Source organism: Shinella sp. WSD5-1 (genome assembly GCF_963942435.1).
Classification (GTDB): domain Bacteria; phylum Pseudomonadota; class Alphaproteobacteria; order Rhizobiales; family Rhizobiaceae; genus Shinella; species Shinella yambaruensis.
Genome location: NZ_OZ012597.1, coordinates 700505 through 725239 on the forward strand (window position 1 = coordinate 700505; position 24735 = coordinate 725239).

A 24735-nucleotide genomic window follows, 5' to 3' on the forward strand; every position below is an offset into this window, starting at 1 on the left:
ATGCTAGCGTCCCGCCGGGATCTTCATGGGGTGGCGATGCTCATGCAAAGATTGTTTCTCTTTCTCGCGCTTCTTCTGTCGATGACAGCCGCGGCGCTTGCCGCCGGCAACAATCGCGTCGCGCTGGTGATCGGCAACGGCAAATATGCCGACCTGCCGCACCTGCCCAATGCGCAGAGCGATGCGAAGCTGATGGAGAAGGCGCTCTCCGCGGCGGGCTTCAAGATCGTCTCGGTCATCGACGGCGACCGCCAGCAGATGGTCCGCGCGATGAAGAGCCTGGCCGAGGCGCTGACGCCGGACACCAATGTCGTCGTCTATTATGCCGGCCACGGCATCCAGTTCGCCGACGAGAACTACCTGATCCCGACGGACAGCCAGCTCACCTCCTCCTCCGACCTGCCGCTCGAAGCCTTCAGCCTGAAGATGATCACCGAGCAGATCGAGCGTGCGCGCCCGCGCATCGCCGTGTTCATCGTCGATGCCTGCCGCAACAACCCCCTGGAAACGAACCGTTCGGCCGGTGCGGCGGCCAATGACGGCGCCTCGCGCGGCCTTGCGCGCGCCACCGGCCCGCTCGGCACCTTCATCGCCTTCGCCACCGCGCCGGGAAAGGTCGCGACGGACGGCACGAAGGGCAACAGCCCCTTCACGCGGGCGCTTGCCGACTTCATCACCGCGCCGGGCCTGCCCATCGAGCAGGTCTTCAAGCGGGTGCGCGAGCGGGTGGTCGAGGAGACCGGCGGCGAGCAGGTGCCGTGGGACAATTCCTCGCTGACCAAGGACTTCTTCTTCACCGACGCCCTGCCGGAAGTGCCGAAATTCTCCGCGGAAGCGACGAAGGATGCGGAAGCCTGGCAGGCCGCCTCGGATGGCGACACGACAGAAAGCTACCGGTCCTACCTTGCTTCCTTCCCGCAAGGCCTCTTCGCCGACATCGCCGAAATGCGCGTCGAGGCGCTGGCCGAGGCGAACAGGCCGAAGGAGGAGAAGGAACAGGAGGTGGCGGCCCTGCCGGTCGACCGCAGCATCAATGCCGCCGAGGACCTCCTGATGTGGAACGGCATCCAGGCGAACGGCACCGCCGACCAGTATCGCGGCTATCTCGAAAAATTCCCCGAGGGCGTGTTCGCCAAGCTCGCCCGGTTGCGGCTGGAAGATGCGACGAAGGGCTCCGACGAGACCGTGCCGGCGATCTCCGGCCGCGTGACGGCGAACTACGAGGAATTCGCCCAGAACCCGCTCTACCCCGAGATCACCGATTGCGACCGCGAGGCCGGCCATGTGCAGGAGATCGCGGATCCCGCGGTCGGCGTCTATTTCAAGCAGATCAGGCCGGAGACCGCGGTCCCGGCCTGCATGACGGCACTGAAGCAGTTTCCCGACAGCCTGCGCATCCTGATGAACTACGGCCGCGCCATCGATGCCGCCGGCCGGCATGACGAGGCGCGGGAAATCTACCGCACCGGCGCCAGCGCCGGCTTTCCCATCGCCTACCGCTCGCTGGGCGACGTCTATCGCGACGGCCGCGGCATCGAGAAGAACCTGACGGAAGCCCGCTACTGGTATGTGCTGGGGGCGGCGAAGAAGAACGTCTTTGCCGAGTTCAACCTCGCCCTGATCTACGAGAACGGCCTCGGCGTGACGGCCGATCCGCAGAAGGCGGCCTACTGGCTCTGGCGCGCGGCCAAGCAGGGATTCGCGCCGGCCATGGAGAAGCTTTCGGCCTATTACCTCGAAGGCAAGGCCGTGCCGAAGGACGTCGCCCAGGCGGAGATCCTGCTGACGGGCGCGGCCGAGATGGGCCATATCTATGCCGAGCTCCGGCTCGGCGACCTCTATCTCGACGGCAGCGCCCTGAAGAAGGACCCCGCCACGGGCGCGCAGTGGATATCGAAGGCCGCCCGGCAGGGCTACAACGAGGCGCAGTTCCGGCTTGCCACGCTCTATCTCGACGGTATCGGCCTCAAGAAGGATGCCGGGCAGGCGCTCAACTGGTTCATGCTGGCAAAGGCCAACGGCGTCGAGCGGGCGGGCGAGATGGTGGCGACGCTCGGCGAAAAGCTCGGCGGCAAGGCCGTCAGGAACGCTGAAAAATTCGCTGCCGACTTCCAGCCCATCGCCGTCAAATAGGCGCCCGGGCAGAGAGGGTCTTCAGGGGTGCTTGCCCTACGAGGCGAGGGAGTAGCGGGTGCGCATCGTGCGCGCGTCCCGGCCGTCGATGCGGATCGCGCCTTGCTCTGCCAACGCGTTCAACTCCCGCAGCACGAGGGCATGGGCAAGGCCGAGGCGGCGGGCGAAGGTGCGGCTGTCGCTTGCGACGCCCGTGCGCACCGCCGCGACGAGCGCGGCCTGGATGCCCGTCAGCCGCGGATCCTCGCTTTGCAACCGTGCGACAAGTTCCAGGAAAATCCCGGCCTCCTCCGTTTCGCCGCTCACGCGGCCTCGCGCTTGCGGAACGAGACCATGATCGACTTGGAGGTCGGCGTGTCGCTTTGCTCGCCGGCGCTGGAAAGCGGCACCAGCACATTCAGCTCCGGATAGTAGCCGGCAATGCTGCCGCGCGGGACATCGTAGGGCACGAAACGGAAGTCGCGCGCCACGCGCTCGATTCCGTCGTCATGCGCGCCGACGACGTCCACCCGGTCGCCGGCCTCCGCCTCCATCGCCTTCAGGTCCTCGGGATGGATGAAGATGACCTGCCGTTCGCCGTAGACGCCGCGGTAGCGGTCATCGAGGCCGTAGACCGTCGTGTTGTACTGGTCGTGCGAGCGGAACGTCTGCAGCGCGAAACGCCCGCCGGCCTTGCGCGCCCGCTGGTGCACGGTCTCCTCCGGCAGCGGGCCGGAGAAGAAGGAGGCCTTGCCGGCCGGCGTATCCCATTCCCGGTGCGCGGCCGCATTGCGCAGGAGGAAGCCGCGCGGCTTGCGCAGCCGCGTGTTGTAATCCGCAAAGCCCGGAATGGTCGCCTCGATATGGTCGCGGATGCGGTCGTAGTCTTCCGCAAGCGCGTTCCAGCTGACGATGCCGCTGCCGACCGTCGCCTCGGCGATGCCGGCGATGATCGCCACTTCCGACCGCAGGTGCGGCGAGGCGGGCCGGTTGATGCCGGCCGAGCCATGCACCATGCTCATCGAATCCTCGACGCTGATCAGCTGCGAATTGCCGTTGGGCGCAAGGTCCATCTCCGTACGGCCGAGGCAGGGCAGGATGAAGGACACCTCCCCCGGCATCAGGTGCGAGTGGTTGGGCTTCGTGGCGATGTTCACCGTCAGCTTGAGGCGGCGCAGCGCCGTTTCCACCAGCGCGCTGTCCGGCGTCGCGCGGGCGAAATTGCCGCCGAGGCCGATGAAGGCTTCCGCCGAGCCGTCCAGCATGGCGCCGATGGCCGACAGTACATTGTGCCCATGCCTGCGCGGCGGGGAAAAGCCGAACTCGCGCTCCAGCGCATCGAGAAAGGCTTTCGACGGCTTCTCGTTGATGCCGACCGTGCGGTCGCCCTGCACGTTGGAATGGCCGCGCACCGGGCAGAGGCCCGCCCCCGGCCGGCCGATATTGCCGCGCAGGAACATGAAGCTGGCGATCTCGCGGATCGTCGCGACGGAATGCACATGCTGCGTCACGCCCATCGCCCAGGTGCAGATGACGCGCTCGGCCTGCATGTAGACCGCCGCCGCGCGCTCGATCTCGGCCCGCGTCAGGCCGGACTGGTCCTCGATCTCGGCCCAGCCGGTCGCCTCGACCGCGGCACGGTAGGCGGCGAAATCCACGCAATGTTCGGCAAGGAAGGCATGGTCGAGCACCGGCGGCAGGCCCGCCGCGACCGCCGCATCCTCCGCCGCGAGCACCGCCTTCGCCATGCCGCGCACGGCCGCCATGTCGCCGCCGAGCTGCGGCTGGAAATAGTGGCTGGCAATGTCGGTCGAGCCGCCGCGCAGCATCTCGATCTTGTCCTGCGGGTCGGAGAACCGCTCCAGGCCGCGCTCGCGGATCGGATTGAAGACGACGATGCGCGCGCCGCGCAATGCCGCCCGGCGCAGGTCGCCCAGCATGCGCGGGTGGTTGGTGCCGGGGTTCTGGCCGATCACGAAGATCGCATCCGCCGCCTCGAAGTCCTCGAGCAGCACCGTGCCCTTGCCGACGCCGATCGCCTGGCGCAGCGCAACGCCGCTCGCCTCGTGGCACATGTTCGAGCAATCGGGAAAATTGTTCGTGCCGTAGAGGCGCACGAAGAGCTGGTAGAGATAGGCCGCCTCGTTGCTGGCGCGGCCGGACGTGTAGAATTCGGCGCGGTCGGGATTGTCGAGGCTCTTCAGGATGTTGCCGATTTCCCTGAAAGCATCGTCCCAGGCGACGGGCAGGTAGCGGTCGCTCGCCGCGTCATAGCGCATCGGATGGGTGAGACGGCCATGGAGCTCCAGCTCGTAGTCGCTCAGCTCGCGCAGCTCCGAGACGGTATGCGCGGCGAAGAAGGCGGGCGAGGCGCGCTTTTCCGTCGCCTCCCAGGCAACCGCCTTCACGCCGTTCTCGCAGAATTCGAAGGAGGAGCCGTGCTCGGGGTCCCCCCAGGCGCAGCCCGGGCAATCGAACCCGTCCGGCTGGTTCGCCTTCAGCATGGTCATGGCGCCCGACAGCGGCGTGCCGCTCTCCAGAAGCCTTTTGCCACAGCTCTTCAAGGCCCCCCAGCCACCGGCCGCGGAGGATTTCTTTCCGATAAAACGAGTATCCATAGGTCAGGTATTTGCCATTCGTCAGGATTGATCAAGAGGCCAGTTCGAATGGCTTGATAGGGAATATCTATCACCGCCGGTCGTGCGGAATTTGGCGGTTTGCCTGAATCGCGGCGATTGACTACCAATCTGGTATGCGGAGCATCGAACCGGAGGGCCGGTCTTGGATTATCTCGTCAATCTCTCGCGTCTTTCCCCCGACGCAGCGCTCGATGCCCGGATGGCGGAGGCCGGCGTGACGATCCGCAGGGCGCTTGCCCCGGAAGCCCGGCTCGTCACCGACTGGGTGGCGGACACGTTCGGCAATGGCTGGGCCAGCGAGACCGCGATCGCGCTGACGCGCCAGCCGCCCACCGTCTTCATCGCGACGCGCGCGCGCCGGCTCGTCGGCTTCGCCTGCCATGAATCGATCGCCCGCGGCTTCTTCGGGCCAACGGGGGTGGAAGCGCAATCGCGCGGGCTCGGCATCGGCCACGCCCTGCTGCTCGCCTGCCTCTTCGATCTGAAGGCGATGGGCTACGGCTATGCGATCATCGGCGATGTCGGCCCCTCTGCCTTCTACGAGAAGACAGTCGGCGCCATGCCGATCCCCGGATCGGCGCCCGGCATCTATGCCGGCATGCTGGCCGTCCAGGGATAGCCGCCATGCCGATGCAGGACCTTCACGTCCCCACGCTCGAAACCGTCTGGATCCCGGCCACGGACGCGCATCCGATGGCCTACAGGCTCACACTGCGCAACGACGGGACGGCCCCCTTCTGCGATTTTCGCCTGTGCTTCAGCGGCCCCTGCCAGGTCGATGCCACGGCGACCGCCGAGGGCGGCCGTATCGGCCGACGGCTTTCCACCTTCACCGAACTGCTGCCGCCGGACGGGCTGGACCTTGCCCCCGGCGCAAGCTGGACCGTCACCATCCACGGCCTGAGCTGGCCGTTCCGGCACTGGACGGACGGCGCGCGGGGCGCCTATCTCCTCTTTCCCGATGGCAGCACGCGCAGGGTCGCCACCACGCCAACGAGGCGCATGGGCGACAATACAGCGCCGAAGCGGGGCGTGGAACCCTGCCCCGTGCCCACCAACCCGCCGGCACCGGTTTCGATCATCCCCTGGCCGAACCATGTCGCGCTCACCCGCCTCGGCCCCGCCCCTGCCGGCCTGACGCTCCTTGCGGAGGACGCCGCGGCAAGGGGGGCAACGGAGGCGTTCCGGCGGCTGGCCGAGGCGCTTTTCGCCGTCGAGGGCATCGTGCGGCCCGCCGAGGAAGGCGGGCTGCCGGTATATTTCCATGTCAGCGAGGATCTTGCGGCCGAGGCCCATGAACTCGTCTTCACGCCCGATTCCGTCTCCATCCGCGCCTGCGGGCAGGCCGGCTTCTTCTACGGGCTCGTCACGCTCGGCCAGATCTGGCGCGGCGCGCACCATTTTCCGCACGCCTACGGCTTTCCCACGGAGGGGCGGATCGCCGATGCGCCGGCGATGGGCTGGCGCGGGCTGCATCTCGACGTGGCGCGCCGGTTCTACGGCGCGGCGGAAATCCGGCGGCTGCTCGCGATCCTCGCCTGGAACAAGCTCAACCGCTTCCACTGGCACCTCTGCGACGACGAGGCCTGGCGGGTCGAGATCGATGCCTATCCGGCGCTGACGGAGATCGGCGCCTGGCGCGGCGAGGGCCTTGCCATTCCGCCCCTCCTGGGCTCCGGCGCGGAACGGAGCGGCGGCTACTACAGCAAGGCCGCCATCCGTGACATCGTCCGGCAGGCCCGCGATTTCGGCATCGAGATCGTGCCGGAAATCGACATGCCCGGCCACTGCCACGCCCTGCAAATGGCCATTCCCGAACTGCGCGATCCGCAGGAGCGGGGCAGCTATCATTCGGTCCAGGGGTTTGCCGACAATTGCCTCAACCCGGCACGCGAGGCGACCTACCGTGTGGTGGAGACGATCCTTGCCGAACTGATCGCGCTGTTTCCCTTCCGCACCATCCATATCGGCGCCGACGAAGTCCCGCTCGGCGCCTGGTCCGGCTCGCCGGAGGCGCTCGAAAAACTGTCCGAAATCGCCGGCAAGGACGCGGCCGAAGCCCATGCGAAGCGGCTCAACGTGATCACCAACACGCACGGCGCCGACGCCATCGAGGGCTCCGGCGCGGCGGCGCTGCAGGCGGTCTTCCTCAAGCGCGTCCAGGCATTCCTCGCCGCGCAGGGCTGCGTCACCGGCGGCTGGCAGGAAGCCGCACACGGCAACGTCATCGACAAGGACAAGGCCTATCTCTGCGGCTGGCGGGACGTTGCGGCCTCCGCGGCGCTTGCCGGCGAGGGCTACACCATGGTCGTCTGCCCCGGCCAGGCCTATTATCTCGACATGGCGCATACGGCCGACTGGGACGAGCCGGGGGCAAGCTGGGCCGGCGCCTCGACGCCCGAGATGACCTATGCCTTCGATCCCGTCGCCGGCTGGAGCGCGGCGCAGAAGGCGAAGCTGCTCGGCGTGCAGGCCTGCATCTGGTCCGAGCCTATGCTCGACCGCGCCGTCTTCGATCGCCTCGTCTTTCCCCGCCTTTCGGCCGTCGCCGAAACCGGCTGGACCCACCCGGAACACAAATCCTGGGCGCGGTTCAAGGCCTGCGCCGGCCTCATGCCCGTGCTCTACGCCTCCCTGTAGAACCGCGCGCGGCGGAGGCTCGCTCCTTCGCCTGCCACCCGCGGAAAAACCGCGCAACCCGCGGGAATTCCAGCCTTCGGGCGGGCAACCTTCAGGTACAGGTTCAGGCAAGCTCGTCGCTGTATCGAAATTCAGCAGAATGGTGCGTTTGCTGTTCTTTCGATTCCATATTTCAGGACTTTATCCATGACGTCGATCGTACCCTCCCTGAGCATCGCCCAGATCAAGCAGTTATCCGCTTCGGCGATTTCGGCCTGGACGACGGAGGACGTCGCCTCGCTTTCCACCAGCCAGCTCAACGCCTTTTCATCCAGGCAGCTTGCCGCACTGGAAGTGGAGGACATCGAGGTTCTCAACACCCGGCAGTTGAGCGCCATTTCACAAAGCGCCATCATCGGCCTGTCGCTCGACCAGCTCGGCGCGCTCGACAAATACGCCATCCAGAATCTGACGCCCTCCCAGGTCGGCGCCCTCACCGCGACCCAGGTGAAAGGCCTGTCGTCGGACCAGGCGGAGGCGCTGACGGCCTCGCAGGTCCGCATGCTGAGCGCGGCCCAACTCGCCGCCCTCGACCCGGAGGATCTTGCGACCTTTTCCACCGAGGACATGGCGGCCATCAGCTACAAGGCCGTGCAGCGCCTCGGTACCGCGGCCATCGCCGCCCTTTCCCCCGAACAGGTCGGCGCGCTGACGCCGCTCGCCGTCGCCGGCTTCACGCCCGCACAGACGGCCGCACTGACCCCGGAGCAGATCGAAGCACTGACCCCGGCGCAGGTCACCCTCCTCAAGCCGGCACAGATCGCCGCACTCAGCGCGGCCGCGATCGCCGCCTTCAGCGAGCCCCAGATCACCGCGCTCAGCACCAGCGCCCTGACGGGCCTCAAGCCGACGCAGATCCAGGCCATGAGCACGGCGCAGATGGAAGCGCTGACCCCGGCGCAGGTGCGCGCGCTGAGCGGCCAGCAGCTCACCGCGATGGGATCGACCGGCCTTGCCACCTTCTCCAGCCAGGACATCGCCGCAATCTCCAGCCGCGCGATCCCGGCCCTCGGCATCGGCATCATCACCACGCTCTCCGCCGAGCAGATCGAGGCGCTCAGCCCGGTCGCCGTCCAGGCCCTGACGGTGGCCCAGGTCAACGCCCTCAGCCCTGGCCAGATCGCGCTCTTCTCCCCCGCCCAGATGCGCGGGATGAACATGGCGCAGATCGCAGCGCTTGGGGGCGACGACATCGCGGCGCTCTCCAGCGACAGCCTTGCCGCCATCAACAACGCCGCGCTGAAGGGGCTCAACACCGCCGCCATCGCCGCGCTTTCGCAAGAGCAGATCGAGGCGTTGTCGACCGGCCAGATCAATACGCTGTCGGCACGGCAGATCACCGCCCTCGGCGCCGCGGGCATCGCGCTGTTCTCCACGCTGCAGATCGCCGCCGTCAACAGCAGCGCCATCCCCGGCCTGACGACCGCCCAGATCGCCGCGCTCGACCTCGACCAGGTCGAAGCGTTCTCGCCGCTGCAGGCCAAGGCGCTCACCGCGGCACAGATCGCAGCCCTCGATGCCGACGACATCGCGGTCTTCTCGACCGCCGACATCGCCGCCCTCTCGGTAAGCGCGGTGGCCGGCCTTACCACCGATACCGTCGCCAGCCTGTCCACCGACCAGATCGCCGCCTTCAACGTGAAATCGATCCCCGGCCTCACGTCCCAGCAGATCGCCACCCTCGACGCCGCACAGGCCGAGGCCCTCACCGCCGCGCAGGTCAAGGCGCTGACCGCCCGGCAGGTCGGCGCCCTCGGCCCCGAGGCCCTGGAAACCTTCTCGACCGCCGATATCGCCGCCCTTTCGGTCGGCGCGCTTTCCGGCCTTAGCAGTAGCGCCATCGCCAGCCTTTCGCCCGAGCAGATCGCGGCGCTCACCACGGCCCAGATCGCGGCCCTCAAGCCGGCGCAGCTTGCGGCGCTCACCACCGAGCAGGTCGAGGCCTTCATCCCCAACCAGGTCCGCTATTTCAGCGCCGCCCAGCTCGCGGCGCTGGCGCCCGACGCCGTCGCGACCTTCTCGACCGAGGACATGGCCGCCATCAGCAACCGGGGTGCGGCCGGCCTCAGCACCGCGGCGATCGCAAGCCTTTCCACCGAGCAGATCGCGGCCCTCAGCGGCGGTGCGCTCGGCGGCCTGACGGGCGCGCAGATCCGCGCCCTCGGCACGGAGCAGATCGAGGCGCTGTCCACCACCCAGATCGCCGCGCTGGGCGTGGCGCAGCTCGCCGCGCTCGGTTCCGAGGACATGGCGGTGCTCACCGAGGCGCATATCGCGGCGATCAACGCCAAGGCCATAGCGGGCCTCAGCAGCGACGCCATCGCCGCCCTTTCCACCGACCAGATCGCCGCCCTCGGCACGAACGCCATCGCGAGCCTGACATCCGTGCAGATCGCCGCCCTCTCCCCCGACCAGGTCGAGGCGCTTTCGCCCGCACAGGTCCGTGTGCTCAGCGCCCAGCAGATCGCGGCCCTCGGCGCGGACGATCTTGCCACCTTCTCCGCCGAGGACATGGCGGCGATCAACGCCAAGGCCATGCAGGGCATCACCTCCGATGCCTTTACCGGGCTTTCGGACGAGCAGGTCGGCGTGCTTTCCACCGCCCAGATCGCCGGTCTCACCGCCAAGCAGTTCGCCAGCATGGACGCCGCATTCCTCGCCTTGCTGACCACCGGCCAGGTCGCAGCCCTCGGCGCCAGCGTCGTCGCCGGCTTCACGCCCGACCAGATCGACGCGCTGAGCACGGAGCAGATCGAGGCTCTGACCCCGGCGCAGATCAGGGCAATGACCTTTTCCCAGCTTTCCACGCTGACCGCGGAAGACATCGCGACCTTCTCCACCGCGGACCTTGCGGCCATCAGCAGCAGGGCCATCGGGGGGCTTGATGCCGGTGTGCTGACCAGCCTTTCGCCGAGCCAGATCGCCGCCCTCGACCGCTATGCGATCGCCGGCATGAATGCCGGGCAGATCGAGACCCTCTCGTCCGCCCAGATCGCCGCGTTCACCACCGCGCAGATCGCCAGCCTCACCCCTGCGCAGGCCGGTGCCCTGGAGGCGGAAGACGTCCGTGCGCTTTCCACCGCACAGATCGCGGCCCTCCCCCTACGGGCGATCTCCGGCCTTGGCGCAGCAGCCATCGCGGCCCTGTCCTCCGACCAGATCGCGGCCCTCAGCCCGAACAGCATGACCGGCTTCACCAGCAGCCAGCTCGACGCGCTGACCTCCCAGCAGGTGAGCCAGCTTTCCGCCGCACAGCTCCGGGCCCTCAGCGCGGCGCAGCTCGGCGGCCTTTCCGACGATATCGAGGCGCTTTCAACCACGCAGATCGCCAGCCTCAATCCGACCGCCATCGGCGGCCTTACCACCGGCCAGATGGCAGCGCTGTCATCCGACCAGATCGCGGCCCTGACGACGGCGCATATCGCGGCGCTCAGTGCCGGACAGGTCGGCGCCCTCAGCACCGCCGACATCGCCGCCTTGACGACCGCGCAGATCAACGCCCTGAGCGGGACCGGCATTTCCGGCCTGACCGCAAGCCAGGTCGCAGCGCTCACCACCGCACAGATCAACGCCCTCAACAACCGCCAGATGGCGGCCCTCTCCTCCGCGCAGATCGCCGCGCTCGGCACCGACAAGGTCGCGGCGCTCACCACGGCGCAGATCGCCGCCCTCAATGCCGGCAGCATCGCGGGCTTTACGTCCCAGCAGCTCGCCACCCTCAGCACCGCGCAGGCCGAAGCGCTGACAAGCGCCCAGGTGGGCGTCCTCAACTCCGACCAGATCCACCAGCTCGGCACTGACGACATCGCCACCTTCTCGCCGAAGGATATCGGCATGATCAGCGCCAGCGCCGTCGCGGGTCTCTCGCCGGCAGCGCTTGCCGCGCTCTCGACGGCGCAGATCGCCGCCTTCAGCACCGCCGCCATCGGCGCGATGAGCGCCCAGCAGCTCGCGGCCCTTTCCACCGCCCAGGCCGAGGCCCTGACCAGCCAGCAGGTCGCCGCGCTGAGCTCGGCCCAGCTCGCGGCCTTCGGGGCCGATGACCTGGCGACCTTCTCCACCCGGGACATCGCCGCCATCGGTTCGGGCGCCATTGCCGGCATCGCCACCGATACGCTCGCAGCCCTTTCGACCGTCCAGATCGCCGCGCTGAGCGCAGCCGGCATCGGCGGCATGACGGCGCGGCAGTTCGAGGCGCTCAGCGTCGCCCAGGCCGAGGCGCTCACCAGCGCCCAGATCGGCGCGATGAACTCGGCACAGCTTGCCGCCCTCGGGACCGACGACATCGCCACCTTCTCGACGCGCGAGATCGCCGCCATCGGCGCGGGTGCCATCTCCGGACTTTCGTCGGCCGCGGTCGCCGCCCTCTCCACCGCGCAGGTCTCCGCCCTCTCCACCGCCGCCATCGGCGGCCTGGCGACACGCCAGATCCAGGCCCTTACCAACGCCCAGCTCGACGCCCTGTCGCCCGCCCAGGTCCGGGCGCTCGACGCCCGGCAGATCGCGACGCTCGGCACGGACTATATCGCCGCGCTTTCGACGGAACAGGTCGCCGCCCTCAGCACGGCCGCCATTGCCGGCCTTTCCACCGACCAGATCGCGGCGCTCTCCACCGCCCAGGCCGAAGCGCTCACCAGCAAGCAGGTCGCCGCCTTCACCTCGCGCCAGGTCGCCGCCCTCGGCCTCGACGACCTCGACACGTTCTCCGTCGCCGACATGGCGGCGATCAATTCCGGTGCCATGCCGGGCCTTTCGACCGACATGCTCGCCTCGCTGACCACGAGCCAGATCGCCGCCCTCAGCCCGGCCGGCCTCTCCGGCTTGACGAGCAGCCAGATCGCCGCGCTCACCAGCGACCAGGTCGGTGCGCTCACCACGGCGCAGATCGCCGCCCTCGGCTCCAGGCAGACTGCGGCGCTCGGCACGGACGATGTCGCCGCCCTGTCGCCGGCGCAGATCGCCGCCCTCGGCTCGGCCGGCGTCTCCGGCCTCACCACCGACCAGATCGCCGCGTTTTCCACCGGCCAGGCCGAGGCGCTGTCCAGCGCCCAGATCGCCGCACTGAGCTCCACGCAGGTCGCCGCCTTCAGCACCGACGCGATGGAGACCTTCACCACCGCCGAGATGGCCGCGATCACGTCCGGCGCGGTCTCCGGCCTGTCGCCGGCAACCATCGCCGCCCTGACGACGGGGCAGATCGCCGCGCTCAACGGCGCGGGCCTGACATCCGCGCAGGTCAACGCCCTCGACAGCGGCCAGCTGGAAGCGCTGACCAAGACCCAGCTCGCCGCCTTCGGCTCGGCGCAGATCGGCGCGCTCGGCACGGATGACATCGCCGTTCTCTCGCCCGAGCAGATCGCCGCCCTCGGCACCGCCGGCATCGCCGCCCTCTCCACCGCACAGGTCGCGGCGTTGTCCAGCAGCCAGGCCGAGGCCCTGACCAGCAGGCAGGTCGCCGCGTTGAACTCGCACCAGATCGCGGCGCTCGAGGCCGAAGACCTCGAACTGTTCTCGACCGCCGATCTCGCCGCGATCAATTCGCGGGCCATTTCGGGCCTGTCGACGGCAATGCTCGCCGCGCTCGGCCCCGGGCAGATCGCCGCCTTCAGCCCCTCCGGCATTTCCGGCCTGTCGAGCGCGCAGATCGGGGCGCTGACCGCCGACCAGGTCGAGGCCCTGACGAGCGCGCAGGTCGGCGCCCTGACATCGCAGCAGATCGCGGCGTTCGATGCCGACGATATCGCGCTGTTCTCGACGGCCGACATGGCGGCGATCGGTTCGAGCGCCATTGCCGGCCTGCCGCCGGCGGTGCTCGCCGGCTTCTCGGCCAGCCAGATCGCCGCGCTCAGCGCCGCGGGGATCGGCGGGCTCACCACCAGCCAGGTCGCCGCCCTGACATCCGCGCAGGTCGCCGGGCTCTCCACCCAGCAGCTCGGCGCGCTCAACTCGAAGCAGGTGGCCGCCCTCGATGCCATCGACGTCAGCGCGCTGACACCCGCCCAGATCGCCGCGCTCAGCACGAGCGGCGTTGCCGGCCTCACCGGCACGCAGACCGCGGGCCTTTCGCTGGAACAGGTCGAAGCTCTCACCACGAGCCAGATCGCGGCCCTCGGCTCGGCCGCCCTTTCCGGCCTTTCGACCGAAGCGCTCGACACGTTCTCGCCCGGCAAGCTCGCCGCCATCAGCGCCAGCGCGATCAAGGGCCTGCCGCCGGGCTACATGGCGACGCTCTCCGAGAGCGAGATCGCCGCCCTCGGCACCGCCGCGATCTCCGGCCTCAGCAGCGCCCAGATCGCCGCGCTCAGCACCGCGCAGGTGGAGGCCTTCTCGCTTGCCCAGATCGCCGCGCTGAGCCTGCCGGGCATTGCCGGCCTCACCTCCGCGCAGATGCAGACCATCTCCGCCGAGGAGCTGGCGGCCATCGGCACGGCAGCCATCCGCGGGCTTTCGAGCGGCACGATCGGTGCGCTGTCCACGGATTCGATTGCCGCTTTGTCGACGGCCCAGGTCGCCGCCCTCACCTATGGCCAGATGTCGGCGCTCGGCCCGCAGCAGGTCGGCGCGCTCTCGTCCGACCAGATCGGCGCCCTGACGGCGACGCAGGCCGCGGCCCTCGGTGCCGACGACCTCGCCTCCTTCTCGACCGAGGATATCCTCTCGCTGAGCTCGAGCGCGATTTCCGGCCTCAGCACGGCAACGCTCGCCGGCCTTTCCAGCGAGCAGGCCGCCGCCTTCACGCCCGGCCAGCTCGCCGCCATGACCTCGGCGCAGATCAACGCCCTGCCGCAGGCCGGCGGCGCGGGCGCGCAGAGCTTCACCTTCTTCACCATGAGCGACGAGCCCGTGGCGGAAGACGCCGGCACCGGAACAGGCGAGCCGCAGGCCGAGAGCGACCCGCAATCCGAGATCGCGTCGATCATCTCGTCCTACCTCGCGGTCTGACCGGCGGCAGGAGCCTGAAAACGCTTTCGCCCCGGCAAGCCGGGGCGAAATGCATTTCGATCGATTCTGCCCGGCGGCTACGGGGTGCCGTCTTCTCTCAGGGCCGCATCGGTGATCGTGTTGTCGAGATCGAGCGCGCGGTCCGGCTTCAGGCCGAGCCGCTGCAGGTCGCCGTGATAGCCGCGCACGGCTTCCGCCGGCGTCACGTTTCGGTCCGCGACGGCGCGCATCCATGTCGTCAGCGACAGCTGGTGTTCGGCAAGGTTGATCTTGCGGCCGAAGATGGCAAGGCGGGCGCCGCTCGCCTCGGCGCGGGCGACCATTTCCATCGCATCGCGATGCGTGCCGCTCGCCCCGCCCATCACGCCGACGACGACCGTGTCGTCATGGGCGACCAGTTCCTCCAGCGCACGGCGGCCGTTATAGACGATCTTCAGGAATTCCGGCCGCTCGGCGCGCGTGAGGCTCGCCAGCGCCCGCACGATGCAGTCGTTGACGAAGGCGCCGGTCCCCGCGACCCCGAAGCCGGTCGCGGCATTCGGGTTGAACACTTCGAGGAAATGACGCTTTCCGGCAGCGCGCGCCTCGATGCGGAAGGCGCGGTAGGCCTCCAGCATGGCGACGTCCGAGGCGGCGTCGTTGTTGAAGGTCATCGAGAACAGGCAGAGGTCGGCCCGCGCGCGCAGAAGATCGGCGCCGCGATAGGGCTGGGCCGGTGTCTCGCGGTAGCGGCCGCCGCGGATGTTGAGCCAGACGTCGGTCGTCTCGTTGGCGCGGAAGGCCGGCGTCACGGTGCTTTCCGCGAAGATGCCGCCCTCGACCAGCCGCTCGATGTTGCCTGCCGATCCCAGCATGACGTCGACGGCCCTTTCCGCCACGAGGGTTTCCATCTCGGCCAGGAATTCCCGGCGCGTGCGGCTGCCGGCGGCCGACCCGTCGGCGCCGCGGCGAAAACCCGTCGTCAGGATGCCGCCGGAAATGTCGGCATCCTTGGCGTCGACGAAGATGAAGTCACCCGATCGGTAGGCGCCGGCACGGATGCGCGCCATCTTCTCGTCGTAGCTCTTGGGGATCATGTCAGGTCGACTCCATGGAAGGTCTTCAGCCGCTCGCGGACGGCGGCGATTTCAGCGGCGCGGCGGGCCGCATCCCAGCCGAGCGTCTCGCCCGCCTGGAGGGCGAGCGCCTCGACCAGCCGGGCCGTCAGGCGGCCGGTCACGGCCAGCGTCGTGCGGCGGAAGGCAAGGTCCGCGAGGGAACCGACCTGCTCGTGCCGCAGCACGTAGTCCATCTCGCCGGTGCTGTAGTCCGCAGCGTCGGGAAGCGGCGCGTCGGCCGGAAACGCCGCGACATGCGCCGCAACGACCCGCGCCGCCGTGCCGTAGTGGGCGAAGAGCTCGCCGATACGCTTTTCCGCAAGCCCGGTTTCCCGCGCAAGATCGGCAATCCACGCCTGCCTTGCCGCCTCGGTCTTCGGGTAATCGCGCCCGCCGCCGATGGCGAGGTCGCGCGTGGACACCTTGCGGGTCGCGGACAGGCGCTTCAGCAGCATGTCCGCCACCTCTTCCGCATAGCCGCGGAAGGTCGTCCACTTGCCGCCGACGAGCGAATAGACCGGATAGGGCCGGCCGGCGACGGGTTCGAGGACCGGCGTCGCATGGTCGCGGGTGATGAGGCCCGGGTCCTTCGCATCGGAGGCCGGCAACGGGCGGATGCCGCTATAGACATAGACGATCTGTTCGCGGGAGAAGCGAAGCTTCGGCAGGAGCCTGCGCAGGCTTTCGAGGAGGTATTCCACCTCGTCTGGCTCGCAACGCACCGTGTCGGGATTGGCCGCCTTGATATCGGTGGAGCCGGCAAGGGCGCGGCCGAGATATTCGAAGACAAGGCAGATGCGCCCGTCATCCGCCTCGAAATAGATCATCCGGCCCTTCAATTCCTTCAGCAGGTCCGGATGGTCGAGCAGGATATGCGAGCCCTTGGTGCCGCCGATCATGCGCGAGGGCGCGCCGAGAATGGCATTCACCTCGTCGATCCAGGGGCCGGCCGCATTGACGACGATCTTCGGCCGCACGGCCGCAGCCGCCTCGCCGGCAAGGCTTCTCACCGTCAGAGCACCACCATCAGCGCGTTCCAGCCGGACATGGTTGAGGGCGGCGGATCGCGGGCTGTCGGCAAGGCCGTCGCGCACGAGTTCGAGGATCAGGCGCTCGGGATGGGTGACGGTGGCGTCGTAATAGGTGCCCGTCGCCACGATGTCGGGCGTCAGCGCCGGCAGGTCGCGCAGCGAGGCGGCCCGGCTCGCCGTCGAATGCCGCGGCATGACGCGGTGGCGCGCACCGTAGAAATCGTAGAGCATCAGGCCGATCTTGACGAGCAGCGCGCCGCGGCTGCGCGGGGCGCTCTTCGAGCCGAACAGCGTGCGCAGCGCCGCGCCGATGCCCTTCGTCCAGGAGAAGATCGGGATCAGCGTCGGCAGCGGCTTGACGTAATGCGGCGCGTTGGCGAGCAGCAGGTTGCGCTCCAGCGTCGACTGCGCGACGAGACGGAATTCGCCCGTCTCGAGATATTTCAGCCCGCCATGGATGAGGCGGGAAGGCGCGGCGCTGGTGCCGGCTGCGTAATCGTTCTTCTCGATCAGCAGGCAGTCCAGCCCCTGGGCCGTGAGGTCGCGGAAAAGGCCCGCACCGTTGACGCCCGCCCCGACGATGAGCACGTCGAGCGTGCCGCGCGCCTCCATCGCCGCCATTCGTTCGCCCATGCCGCCGGGAAAGGCGGCGGCGCCTGCCGCGTTCGCATTCATGTACTCTTGCCCATTTTCACGATTTCGAGATTGACGCCGGCTTCCTTCAGGCGTGCCCTGTCCGCTTCGCCGACCCGGTCCGTCGTCAGAACGACGTCGAAGGCGGTGAGGTCGCTCAGGACGTTGAGGGCGACCTTGCCGAATTTCGAGGAATCGACGAGCAGGATCTTGCGGCTCGACGAGGCCATCATCGCCTGCTTGACCTTGGTGACCTGCGCGTCCTGGATGAAGGCCGTCACGCCGTCGATTGCGGAGGCGGAACAGAAGAGGACGGTCGCCCGAAGGCTTGCCACCGCCTTCTCGCAGGTGATGCCGATATAGGCGTTGTAGTTGCGGTGGTACTTGCCGCCGAGGCTGATCAGCTCCACCTCCTCGGCCTCGATCAGCTTGCCGGCCGAGATGTAGCTGTTGGTGATGACCGTGAGCGGACGGGCTTCCGGCAGGAGGTCCGCGAGCGCGCAGGCCGTCGAGGAATCATCCAGCATCACCGCCTGCCCGGCCTCGACATAGGCCATGGCGGCGCGGGCGAGCGCCTCCTTCTCCGCCTTGCCGACCGTCTCGCGGTAGCGGAACGTGCTCTCGTAGAGGCCGGAGGGCTGGACGGTGACCATGCCGTGCAGCTTGCGCAGCACGCCCTGCTGGGCGAGCGCGTCGATATGCCGATGGATGGTCATGCGTGACACGCCGAAATGCTCGACGAGATCCTCGATGCGCGCCTGGCCGGCCCGCGTGATGTAGTCGGCGATCTCCTCGCGCCGTGCGTCCGCCTTCATCCGTCCACTCCCCTTGACCGTCTTGCGAGATCCTCGATGGCCCGCCAGTGCGGCGCCATCCCGTCCGCAAGCTGTCTATAGAGATTGTAGCGCTCGGCAAGCCGGGCGCTGCGCGCCGTATCCGGCCGGTAGGAACGCAGGATGCGGGTCGTCGTCGCCGCGCCGGCTTCCGGGCTCGCATAGAGCCCGACCGCGGCGCCGGCGACGAGCGCCGCCCCCCAGGCAGCAGCCTCGTCGGCGGAGGAGACATCGACGGCGAGCCCCGTCGCATCGGCGAACATCTGCGCCAGAACCGGGCTGCGCGCGCCGCCGCCGCTGATGCGCATGCGCTCCACCGGCACGCGCGACAGGAGGTCGTCGATATGGAGCTTGTGGTTGAAGACGATGCCTTCCAGCACGGCCTTCAGGAGGTCGCCCCGCTCGTGCCAGCCGTGCACGCCGAAGAAGCCGGCGCTCGCGCCGCTGCCGAAGGGCGAGCCGAAGAGGAAGGGATGGAAGACGATGTCCGAGGGCTTTTCCAGCGCGCGGTCGAGTTCCGGCCGCAGCAGCGCGTGAATGTCGCTCGCCTCGCTTTCGGCCTTCTCCGCCAGGTCACGGCAGAAATTGTCGAGGAACCAGTCATAGTTCGCGGTGGAGGCCGGAGAGATCGCCATGGCGTTCCACCAGCCCTTGCGGATGCCGTTGCGGCAGAACCAGCGCGGATCGGCCATCGGCTCCTCGGTGACCAGTTCGTTGATCGAATAGGTGCCGGCGACGACGGCAAGCAGGCCCGGCGCGTGGCCGCCGATGCCGAGGGCCGAGGCCGTCACGTCGTGCAGGCCCGCGGCAACGGGCGTACCCTCGACGAGGCCGGTCGCTGCCGCCGCGTCGCGCGTCACCGTGCCGATGATCTCGTCCGGTCGGGCGACGGGCGGAAGGGCCGGCCAGAGGTCGCCGAGGCCGAAGACCTCCAGCGCCGCCTTGTCGAAGGCCTGCGTGCGCACATTGGTGAAGCTCGTGCTCGCCTCGGTCAGATCCGTGCCGACGACGCCGGTCAGGCAGAAGCGCAGCCAGTCCTTGCAGGTGAAGACATGGCCGATGGCGCCGTAGCGCTCCGGCTCGTGCTGCCGGATATGGGCGAGCAGGGCCGAGGGCGCGGAGGCGTGGGCGGTCTGGCCGGTCAGGTCCAGCGCGCGCTGCGCCACGCCGTCCTTCTCCCATGCGTCGACGATCGCGCCGGCGCGGCTGTCGAGCGAGAGGATGCCGGCACCGAGCGGACGCTTGTCGCGGTCGAGCAGGTAGAGGCCGTCGCCATGGGCGGTCGCCGCGACGGCCTTGATGTCAGCCGCCGGCCGGCCGCTCCTTTCGATCGCCTCGCGGATCGCCTCGGCGGTTGCGGTCCACAGGCCCGCCATGTCGCGCTCGACATGGCGCGGCTCGGGGAAGGACTGCGGCACCCGCCGCCGCGCGACGGCGATCGGCGTGCCGTCCTGCTCGAAAATCACCGCCTTGGTGACCGTCAGGCCGTTATCGATGCCCAGAAGCAGCGCCATGGTTCTCTCTCCCGTCAGTTCCGGCTTGCACGCAGGGCGAAACGGTCCTGCAGGCTGGCAAGATAGATCGCGACGAGCAGCACGCAACCGAAGACCATCTGGCGGATCGAGGGCTCGATGCCGGTGAGGTTCATCAGGTTCTCGATGATGGCGATGACGATGACCGCGCCGAACACGCCGGAAAGCCGCCCGATCCCGCCATTGAGGCTGGTGCCGCCGAGAATGGTGCCGGCGAAGACCATGAGGATATCCCCCTCGCCGAGATCGGCGACGACCGATTGCAGGCGACCGACTTCCAGGAGACCGCCGATCGCGGCGGCAAGACCGGCAATGCCGAAGCAGAGGATCTTGGTGCGGTGCACCTTCACGCCGGCGAGGAAGGCGGCTTCCTCGTTGTTGCCGATGGCGTAGATCTCCTTGCCGATGCGATGGCGCTCCATGAAGATATAGGCGACGCCGTAGAGCACGAGCCAGACGAAGATCGCCACGGGAATGCCGAACCAGCGGGCCTCGCCGAGATAGGTGTATTCGGCCGGCAGGTAATAGACGCCCTCGGGAATGAGGAAGACGACGGCGCCGCGCATGACAAGCAGCGTCGCGAGCGTCACGAGGAAGGCATTGACACGCAGGTTCACCGCGAAGGCGCCCGCCGCAAGGCCGACCAGCAGGCCGACGACGGGCGTCAGGATGACGGCAAGCACGGGATGGACCACATCCGGCGCCCAGACCGTCATCGCCACGATGGCGACGGCCGGGGCGAAGGCGAAGCTCGATTCCAGAGAGAGATCGACCTCCTTGATGAGCAGGACGAGGAAGAGGCCGAGCACCATGCAGCCGAGGGGAGCGGCGGCCCAGAGCACGTTGGTGATGTTCTGCAGCGAGGCGAAGCCCGGAACGGTGAGCCCGACGGCGACGAGAACGGCGAGCAGCACCCAGATGAGGTGGCGCTCCATCAGACGAGAGAACAGCCGGACTGTGCTGGACATCGTTCAAACTCCTTGGATGGTCTTGTAGAGCGCGGAGACGGTGAAATTCTCCTCGCCGCGTTTGAGGACGGCGATGATGCGGCCGCGGAAGAAGACATAGATGCGGTCACAGACCGTGATCATCTCCTCCTCGCTCTCCGTCAGCACGATCACCGCGCTGTCGCGCGACAGGTCGGTGCGGATCGCCTTGAGGATTTCGGGTTTCGTCGCAAGGTCGACGCCGCGCGTCGGCTCGTTGAGGATGAGAAGGCGCGGCGCGTTCAGCGTCAGGCGCGCGATCAGCACCTTCTGCTTGTTGCCGCCGGAAAGGCCGCTCATGCCGATCTCCGGCCCCTTGGCCTTGACCTTGAACTCCACGATCTTGTCGGCGGTCACCTGGCGGGCGCGGCGGCTGTCGATCAGGCCGAGCGCCGTGGAGAACCGGCGATAGCTGGAGATCAGCGTGTTCTCGGCAATCGAGCGGCCCTGGATGACGGCCTGGCGCTCACGGTGTTTCGGCAGAAGCGCGATGCGGTGCTTCATCGCCTCGCCGGGCGATGCGAGATGCAGGACCTTGCCCTCCATCTCGAAGGTGCCGGCGTCGAGCTTGCCGAGGCCGAACAGGGCTTCGGCCGCCTCGTCCTTGCCGGAACCGTCGAGCCCGGCAAAACCGATGACATCGCCCGTGCCGAGCGACAGCGTGAGGTCCTCGAAGACGCCGCGGCGGGTGAGGCCGGAAATGCGGGCGATCGGGCGGGATTGTCCTTCCGGCACGGCGCGCGACAGGCCGTCGAGGCTCATCACGGGAATGTCGCCGACGATCCAGTTGGCAAGCTCCGCGCCGGTGGTCGCGGCGACATCGAGCGTGGCGACGGCGCGGGCATCGCGCATGACGGTGACGCGATCGCAGAATTCCATGATCTCGGAAACGTGGTGCGAGATCAGCGTGTAGGACCGGTCGGGATGGCGACGCACGAGATCGCGCAGCAGCGACAGCAGCATGGTCTTGCGCTCGCGCGACAGCGACGCGGTGATCTCGTCGAGCAGGATGACCTTCGCCTCGTCGATGAACTGCGCCTTGCCGAAGGCGAGCAATTGCTGGCTTTCGATGGGCAGCGTCAGCATCAGCGCGTCCGGGTCGACGATGAGCCCGACCGCCCCGGCGACCTCGACGGCCTTGCGCCGCATGTCGGCACGGCGGAGGAAGCCGAAGCTGCGGGTCAGCGGCTGGCCCATGAACATATTGTCGACGACGGACAGGCGCGGCGCGAATTTCGGCTCCTGCGGCACCAGCGAGACGCCGAGCCCGTGGGCGCGCACGGGATCGTAGTCGGCAATGGCGACGCTCTCGCCGCCGATTTCGATTGTGCCCGACGTCGCCTGCTGCGCGCCGGAAATCAGGCTCATCAGCACCGACTTGCCGGCGCCGTTGCGGCCGATGATGCCGTGGATCTCCCCGCGGCGCACGGAAAGATCGACATCCGCGACGGCGGTAAGGCCCGGGAAGGTCTTGGTCAGCCCGGCAAGGCGATAGGACGGCGCCTCGGTCGCCGGAAGGGCGGCGGATTGGATCATGGTCTTGCTCACGGCGGGAAAGAAGGCGGCGGCGGATATGCCGCCGCCCGTCGATCAGTTGGCGGCCTTCATCTGGTTCGCCCAGTTGCGGGCGTCGGCCGCCGGCACGTCCTCCGGCACGGAATAGGCCTGGATCTTGTACCAGTCGCCGTCGAAGGCGTCGGACGGCACGATCTCGACCGGCGCCCAGAGCTCCTCGCCCTCGATGGGGAAGGTACTGGCGGAAGCCGACTTGTCGAGGAGCTTGCCGCTCTTCATCATGTCGTAGAGCAGGCGCATGGAGACGATGCCCTCGCCCGTCGCCGGCTGCACGGAGACGTGGGTGAGATCGCCCTTCTCCACGGCGGCGAGTTCCGGCTGGGTGCCGTCGATCGTCGCGACCGGGATATGCGCCGGGTCGTCCGACTTCTTCAGCATGCCCTGCGCCCCGAAGGCCGGGATGGCGCCGCCGATGCCCATCGTGCCATCGATGCTGGCGACCGCGAGGATCTTGTCCTTGCCGTAGCGCGAGATCATGTCGTCGACGACCTTGCGGGCCTTGGAGCCGTCGCAGCCCGCCTCGTGGGATTCGACCTTGATGTTCGGGTTGTCCTTGACGATCGGATCGAAGGCCGCGTGATAGCCGGCGCTGCGGCCGATATCGAAGGACGCGGTGATGATGCAGCGCAGCTCGATGATCACGCCGTCCTGCTTGCGCCAGTCCTCGCCCCGGTTCTTGTCGAGCCAGTTCACGATCGCCTCGCCGCCCTTGCGGCCGGCCGTCTCGTTGTCGAAGGCGACGAAGGTCGACTTGGACTTCGGCACGAAGGCGTTCGTCACGACGACCGGGACGTTCTTGGCGGCCAGGTCCTCGACGACCTTGATCATCGCCTCGCCGCGCCAGGGAACCAGGAGCACGCCATCGACGCCGCGGGCGATCTGCGCGTCGAGCGCATTGCGCTGCGCGCTCACGTCATTGGCGCCGAACACCGTGAATTCGATCTTCACGCCGTCCTTTTCCTCGATGCGCTTCTTCTCGATCTCCTGACCGAGCTGTACGCCGTTGAAATAGATGTCGTTGGGCTCCCAGCGGATCACGGCGACACGGTAGCTGTCCTTCGCCACGGCAGCCGTCGACAGGGAAAGGGCAAGCGTCATCGCTGACAGGCCCGTCAGCAAAGTCCTGGTTTTCATGGATTCTCCTCCGAATGCGCCGCTTCGTCCAGCGCTGTTTGTAACGTATACATACGTTATAATATCGTCAATAGATGTTACAAATTTTCCAGGCGCCCATTTTCGGGCAAAGGAGTGCGTGCCCCGCTGAAGCCGCCGCCGGCAAGAGAAAATCGAGGAAAAACAATAGGGAAATACCGCCGAGCGGACGGCGGAAGGCCGCGATCGAGCCGATGGGCCGTGCGGCCGGCTGTTCAGGCCTTGAAGGATTTCAGGATGGGACAGGGGCCGGTCTTGCCGACCGCGCATTCCGAAACGAGCCTTTGCAGCGACAGGCGCGCCTCCTGCAGCTCCGCCATCCGGGCCTCGAGCTCGGCCAGCCGCTTCGTCGCCAGAAGACGCACCGCCGCCCGGTCCTCGCCGGAATCGAGCGCGAGAAGCTGGCGGATCTCCTCCAGCGTGAAGCCGGCGGCCTGCGCCTGGCGGATGAACCGCAGGCGGCTGACGTCGGCCGGCCCGTATCGGCGGATGCCGTCGAGGCGCCTTGGCGTCGCGAGCAATCCCCTGCGCTGGTAGAAGCGCACGGTCTCCACGCCGACATTGCCCGCCGCCGCGAGTTTTCCGATCGTCAGGTCGTCGGGCGCTTGACTCCGTACCATGGTACGGAACTTATAGTCCCGCCAACGATTTCACAAGACAGGAGACGTGAGATGTTGGACAGAAACAATCAGGCCGGCCGCACGGCCATCCTCTACCGCATGGTGATGCCGGGCCACATCTGCCCCTACGGGCTGAAGGCGAAGGACCTGCTCCGCCGCTCGGGCTACGCGGTCGACGACCGTCACCTGACGAGCCGCGCGGAGACCGACGCCTTCAAGGCGAAACACGACGTTCCCACCACCCCGCAGGTCTTCATCGACGGCGTGCGCGTCGGCGGCTACGACGACCTGAGGCGTTATCTCGGCGAGCCCGTCGCGGCCCCGAAGGCGACCACCTACCGCCCGGTCGTCGTGCTCTTCGCGCTCACGGCGCTGATGGCGATGGCCGCAAGCCATGCCGTCAGCGGCACGCCCTTCACCGTCAGGGCGGCGGAATGGTTCATCGCCTTCTCGATGGTCGCGCTCGCCATGCTGAAGCTGCAGAATGTCGAGAGCTTCGCGACCATGTTCCTCAACTACGACCTGCTCGCCAAGCGCTGGGTGCCCTACAGCTACATCTATCCCTATGCCGAGGGCCTTGCCGGCATCCTCATGGTGGCGGGCGCGCTCAACGGGCTGTCGATCCCGGTCGCCCTCTTCATCGGCACGGTCGGCGCCGTCTCGGTCTTCAAGGCGGTCTATATCGAGAAGCGCGCGCTGAAATGCGCCTGCGTCGGCGGCTCCAGCAACGTCCCCCTCGGCTTCATCTCGCTGACGGAGAACCTGATGATGATCGCCATGGCCGTCTGGATGGCGGCGGTCAGCCTCGGCTATGCCGGCGGACACGCCATGTAGCCACGCCATGGAGGGTCCGCTTCGTCTCGCGGCCCCTCCTCGCCCCACGCCGTCGCGCCGCAAGGCCTTC

At 68.1% G+C, this 24735-nt stretch carries 15 protein-coding genes; 5 read left to right on the forward strand and 10 right to left on the reverse strand.

Annotation, left to right across the window (positions count from 1 at the left end):
• The first annotated feature begins 42 nt into the window (after positions 1–42).
• Entirely contained in the window at positions 43–2133 is a 2091-nt protein-coding gene (locus AABQ55_RS26470; protein WP_272807880.1) for a caspase family protein, read from the forward strand.
• A gap of 36 nt (positions 2134–2169) precedes the next feature.
• Here AABQ55_RS26470 and AABQ55_RS26475 read toward each other — a convergent pair whose 3' ends face one another.
• Together AABQ55_RS26475 and AABQ55_RS26480 are read right to left on the reverse strand one after the other, a co-directional pair.
• A complete protein-coding gene (locus tag AABQ55_RS26475; RefSeq protein ID WP_272807879.1) occupies positions 2170–2439 on the reverse strand; it encodes a hypothetical protein in 270 nt (89 codons plus the stop codon).
• Complete coding sequence (locus tag AABQ55_RS26480; RefSeq protein WP_272807878.1) at positions 2436–4730, reverse strand: FdhF/YdeP family oxidoreductase; 2295 nt, start codon at positions 4728–4730, stop codon at positions 2436–2438. The genes AABQ55_RS26475 and AABQ55_RS26480 overlap by 4 nt, the downstream gene beginning before the upstream one ends.
• Before the next feature lie 163 nt (positions 4731–4893).
• Between AABQ55_RS26480 and AABQ55_RS26485 the strand changes: the two genes are divergently transcribed.
• The 3 genes from AABQ55_RS26485 (at position 4894) to AABQ55_RS26495 (ending at position 14372) form a co-directional block, all read left to right on the forward strand.
• Positions 4894–5370: a GNAT family N-acetyltransferase gene (locus AABQ55_RS26485; protein ID WP_272807877.1), complete on the forward strand. Its 477-nt coding sequence runs from the start codon at positions 4894–4896 to the stop codon at positions 5368–5370.
• 5 nt (positions 5371–5375) lie between these two features.
• Positions 5376–7391, forward strand: a complete 2016-nt coding sequence (locus AABQ55_RS26490; protein WP_272807876.1) for a beta-N-acetylhexosaminidase — start codon at positions 5376–5378, stop codon at positions 7389–7391.
• A 186-nt stretch (positions 7392–7577) separates the two neighbouring features.
• The gene (locus AABQ55_RS26495) at positions 7578–14372 is read left to right on the forward strand and encodes a beta strand repeat-containing protein (protein WP_272807875.1); all 6795 of its coding nucleotides are present in this window, start codon (positions 7578–7580) and stop codon (positions 14370–14372) included.
• A 77-nt stretch (positions 14373–14449) separates the two neighbouring features.
• Here AABQ55_RS26495 and AABQ55_RS26500 read toward each other — a convergent pair whose 3' ends face one another.
• The 8 genes from AABQ55_RS26500 to AABQ55_RS26535 form a co-directional block, all read right to left on the reverse strand.
• A complete protein-coding gene (locus tag AABQ55_RS26500) occupies positions 14450–15448 on the reverse strand; it encodes a hypothetical protein (protein WP_272807874.1) in 999 nt (332 codons plus the stop codon).
• The gene (locus tag AABQ55_RS26505; RefSeq protein WP_272808148.1) at positions 15445–17133 is read right to left on the reverse strand and encodes a glycerol-3-phosphate dehydrogenase/oxidase; all 1689 of its coding nucleotides are present in this window, start codon (positions 17131–17133) and stop codon (positions 15445–15447) included. The genes AABQ55_RS26500 and AABQ55_RS26505 overlap by 4 nt, the downstream gene beginning before the upstream one ends.
• A 38-nt stretch (positions 17134–17171) precedes the next feature.
• Positions 17172–17948 carry a DeoR/GlpR family DNA-binding transcription regulator gene (locus AABQ55_RS26510; protein ID WP_272807873.1) on the reverse strand — a complete coding sequence of 259 codons (777 nt, stop codon included), beginning with the start codon at positions 17946–17948 and terminating at the stop codon, positions 17172–17174.
• The gene (locus tag AABQ55_RS26515) at positions 17945–19480 is read right to left on the reverse strand and encodes an FGGY-family carbohydrate kinase (protein WP_272807872.1); all 1536 of its coding nucleotides are present in this window, start codon (positions 19478–19480) and stop codon (positions 17945–17947) included. Before AABQ55_RS26515 ends, AABQ55_RS26510 begins: the two co-directional genes overlap by 4 nt.
• A 14-nt stretch (positions 19481–19494) precedes the next feature.
• Positions 19495–20466, reverse strand: a complete 972-nt coding sequence (locus AABQ55_RS26520; RefSeq protein WP_244766525.1) for an ABC transporter permease — start codon at positions 20464–20466, stop codon at positions 19495–19497.
• A 3-nt stretch (positions 20467–20469) separates the two neighbouring features.
• Positions 20470–22020 carry a sugar ABC transporter ATP-binding protein gene (locus AABQ55_RS26525; RefSeq protein ID WP_272807871.1) on the reverse strand — a complete coding sequence of 517 codons (1551 nt, stop codon included), beginning with the start codon at positions 22018–22020 and terminating at the stop codon, positions 20470–20472.
• A gap of 54 nt (positions 22021–22074) precedes the next feature.
• Positions 22075–23193 (reverse strand): sugar ABC transporter substrate-binding protein, encoded by a 1119-nt coding sequence (locus AABQ55_RS26530; protein WP_272807870.1) that lies wholly within the window; start codon positions 23191–23193, stop codon positions 22075–22077.
• 233 nt (positions 23194–23426) lie between these two features.
• Positions 23427–23831, reverse strand: coding sequence for a MerR family transcriptional regulator (locus tag AABQ55_RS26535; protein WP_244766522.1), 405 nt, complete (start codon positions 23829–23831; stop codon positions 23427–23429).
• A gap of 51 nt (positions 23832–23882) precedes the next feature.
• Here AABQ55_RS26535 and AABQ55_RS26540 point away from each other — a divergent pair, with 51 nt between their 5' ends.
• Positions 23883–24665 carry a glutaredoxin family protein gene (locus AABQ55_RS26540; protein WP_272807869.1) on the forward strand — a complete coding sequence of 261 codons (783 nt, stop codon included), beginning with the start codon at positions 23883–23885 and terminating at the stop codon, positions 24663–24665.
• Positions 24666–24735: the final 70 nt, after the last annotated feature.